This is a genomic window from bacterium, assembly GCA_027622355.1.
GTDB lineage: Bacteria > UBA8248 > UBA8248 > UBA8248 > UBA8248 > JAQBZT01.
On the sequence record JAQBZT010000293.1, the window covers coordinates 1 to 3,496 of the forward strand.

4 protein-coding genes are annotated in these 3,496 nt (G+C 65.0%); 2 read left to right on the top strand and 2 right to left on the bottom strand.

Annotated elements, in window-relative coordinates; all coding sequences use genetic code 11:
* Nucleotides 1–763 (top strand): D-alanine--D-alanine ligase (locus O2807_13655; GenBank protein MDA1001547.1); only part of this gene is annotated, 763 nt, incomplete at its 5' end.
* Nucleotides 764–854: 91 nt separating this feature from the next.
* Nucleotides 855–1,775: a hypothetical protein gene (locus O2807_13660; protein ID MDA1001548.1), complete on the top strand. Its 921-nt coding sequence runs from the start codon at nucleotides 855–857 to the stop codon at nucleotides 1,773–1,775.
* Here the strand turns inward: O2807_13660 and O2807_13665 are convergent.
* Nucleotides 1,772–2,815, bottom strand: a complete 1,044-nt coding sequence (locus tag O2807_13665) for an alpha/beta fold hydrolase (protein MDA1001549.1) — start codon at nucleotides 2,813–2,815, stop codon at nucleotides 1,772–1,774. The genes O2807_13660 and O2807_13665 overlap by 4 nt on opposite strands.
* A partial coding sequence (locus tag O2807_13670) for a cyclopropane-fatty-acyl-phospholipid synthase (GenBank protein MDA1001550.1) occupies nucleotides 2,778–3,496 on the bottom strand: 719 nt, incomplete at its 5' end. The genes O2807_13665 and O2807_13670, both read right to left, overlap by 38 nt.

Below are 3,496 nucleotides of genomic sequence, written 5' to 3' on the forward strand. Positions count from 1 at the left end.
CTTCGAGCTGGCCGATGCCCCCTTCGTCGGCTCGGGCTGTCTCTCCTCGGCCGTTTCGATGGACAAGTCCGCCGCCAAGGCGATCCTCCGCGCCGCCGGGCTGCCGGTCCTGCCCGGCATGACCGTCACCAAGGCGGAGTGGGCGAAAAAATCCCAAAAACTCCACGATCAGGCCATCGCCTCGGTGGGACTGCCGCTTTTCGTGAAACCGGCTTCGCTCGGGAGCAGCGTGGGCGTCCACCGCGTGGAGGAAGCCTCCCAGCTCAACTCCGCCGTTGAGGATGCCATGGAGTACGACTTCAAGGTGCTGATCGAGGAGGAGGCGGACGGCATGGAGCTCGAGTGCGGCGTCCTGGAGGACCCGGAGGGAAATCCGCCGCTGGTCAGCCCGCTGGCCCAGATCAAGACTGCGGACGGCTGGTACGACTACGAGGCCAAATACACGCCGGGGCGCGCGGAAATCATCATCCCCGCGCCGCTCCCTGACAGCGAGACGGACCGGATCCGCCAAACGGCCCGCTCCGCCTTCACCGCCCTGGGCTGCTCGGGCCTCGCCCGGGTGGATTTCTTCTACGACGATTCCTCGGGCGATCTCTACCTCAACGAGCTGAACACCCTGCCCGGCTTCACCGCGGTGAGTGCCTACCCCAAAATGATCCAAGCCGCCGGGGTGTCCTACCCCGCCCTGCTCGAGCGCCTCATCGCCTGCGCCTTCGCGCGCCAGGAGAGAAACCGCGAGCGCCATTTCCGCAGGCTCTCCTGATTCCCCCCGCCGAATGCCCGGTGCCCCCGCCCCTGTTTTCCGGCGCGTTCTTTTTCGGATAAAATGTTCTCCAGAAATGGAGGAACTTGAAATGCCCGGCTTCTGCATTGTGCTCGCCCTCATCCTTCTCCTGGCGCTCCTCGTCAGTCCCTGGCTCTTTCTCGGGCTGCTGGTTCTTGCCTTCCTCCTTTTTTTCCTCACCGCCTACGTCATCCGGTGGTACGAGGAGGCCCGGCGCGCCTCGGATGAGCGGGGGCTGTGGGACTTCTCGCTGAAAGACGCCCTCCCCCTTCTGGCGGAGGCAGCGACCCAGCTGGCCCTCATCGCACTCACGCTCGCGGATCTGCTCCTCTCCATTCGCCACTGGTCGCTGCGCCGCCAGATTCCGGCCACCCTCGAGAGCGCCGCGCCAGAGACCCCGCCCCTTCCGGCGGGCGGGCGGCCCATCATCTGCATCCACGGGTTAGGCATGCGGGGGCTTTCCATGTATCCCCTCGCACGAAAGCTCAAGAAGGCGGGCTACCGCCCCCACTACTTTACCTACACCCCCCCGGGCCTCGCCTTGGAGGCCTACGCGAGGCAGTTGCGCGATTTCATCGAAAAGCTCTGCCTGGAAAAGGGTTACACGGATTTCGACACTGTCTGTCACAGCGCTGGCGGGCTGATTTGCCGCAAATATCTCGCCCTCTGGGGCGCGGAGAAGCGTATCCGGCGCCTCATCACGATCGGGACGCCGCACGGGGGAAGCGAACTTTGGCGCTTCGCCCCCCTTCCGGCGGGGCTCCAGATCAAGCCCGGCGGAGCCTTCCTCCAGGGCCTCGATGCGGCACCGCTCCCGGCCGGGGTTGCGGCCACGGCCATCTCGGGCGATTTCGACCAGCTCGTAATCCCGAACGCCAACGCCCGATGGGAGGCGCCAGGGGTGAAAAACCACACCATCTCCGGGTCGGGGCACACCCGGCTGCTGTTCCACCCGAAAACGTTCCGCATCGTGAAAGAGGCGCTCGGCTAGCCCGCGTCCTCGATCAGCTCCCGGAAAAAACCAATCGCCGCGTCCTCGGCCCAAAATTCGGCCGAGAAGGGGTTTCGCCCGGCGACAAACCCTACATGTCCGCCGCTTGGAAGCATCACCCCCCGCAGCCACGCAGAAGAATCGATCGCCTCCTGCGGGTAGGCCGCCGCCGGCACGACCGGATCATCAGCGGCGCTCACGAGAAGGGTGGGAACGCGAATCTTGTCCAACTCCCCCGCCGACCGCGCCCGTGCGTAATAGTCGTTCTCATCCGCGAATCCATGTACCCGGGCCGTCACGCAGCGATCGAATTCGGCGAAAGTGCGCGAGGCGCGGATCTGCCCGGCGTCCACGAGACCGGGAAACCGCTCGGAGAAGGCCAGCCCCTTGCGCTTGAGAAGCCTGAGCAGCTCCCACCGATAGAGGGACCAGGGATTCTGATCCATGTGGCGCCCGCTCGCCCCTGGGTCGAAGGAAGGCGAGAGGGCCGCCGCCGCCCGGACCGGGGCCGGAACACTCTCGCCCCGCGCTGCGAGCCATTTGAGGAGGACGTTGCCGCCGATCGAAAACCCCGCCAGAAAGATCGGCCCCTCGAAGCGCCCGAGCGCCCTCTCCAGCACCATCTCCAGATCCCCCGTATCGGCCGAGTGGTAGAGGCGCGGCAGACGGTTCGCCTCCCCTCCGCAGGAGCGGAAGTTCATGGCCGCAACGCGCCAGCCCTCCGCCCGGGCGGCACGCGCGATGCCCTTCACGTAGTGGGAATCCGAGGAGCCCTCGAGCCCGTGGAGGACGAACAGGGTGGGCGCTTGCGCCCGGGGCGGGTCCAGGATGTCGATGAGGAGAAAATCCCCGTCCGGGGTGTCCCAGCGCTCCCGCCGCCAGTCCAGATCGGGAAAGCGCCGGAGGAAGACCCCCCAGAGGGTCTGCAGATGGGCGCCCGGACAGAACCAGGCCGGCCGGAAAGCAGGAAGCCCGCCCGGGGGCGGCGGCTGCCGGGCGGCGCTATGCGCGGGTTTGAATTCGTTCGCTTTCTTCGGCAAAGAAGACCTTATAGATGTCCTCACGCGTGGAGGCAGGGTTCTGCTTCCGCGTGATCTCGAATTTTTGCATGAGAACCTGGTACAGCCCCAGCGAACCCGAATAGAAGCCCGCCGCGGAACAGACCAGCCAGAGTCTGTAGAGCCGGTAGGTCTTCTCCCCGACCAGCTTCCGCACGCGCTCTTTGTTCTCCTCCATCTTTTCATACCACTGGTGGCAGGTACGGGCGTAGTGCAGGCGAAGGTTCTCGACATCCACGATCTCCCATCGGCACCGCTCCATGATGTCCATCATGTGGGTGATGTCGTCGAGCTCGCCGTTGGGAAAGATATATTTTTCGAGAAAATCCGTCTGGTGCGTCCGCTCCCAGAACTTGTTGTGGGTGATGCCGTGGTTGAGGAAAAGACCGCCCTCCCGGAGCCGCCCGCGGACCGAGTTGAAGTAGGCGGGATAGTTCGTGATCCCGATGTGCTCGATGATCCCGATCGCTGAAATCTTGGAAAAAGTCTGGTCGGCCGGAAAATCACGGTAATCCATGTGGTGGATCTGACAGCGATCCTCCAGCCCCTCGCGGCGAATCCACTCCTGCCCGTATTTTGCCTGCTCGCCCGAGAGGGTCACCCCCGTCGCATTGACGCCGTAGTGCTTCGCCGCCCAGATCGCCAGGCTTCCCCACCCGCAGC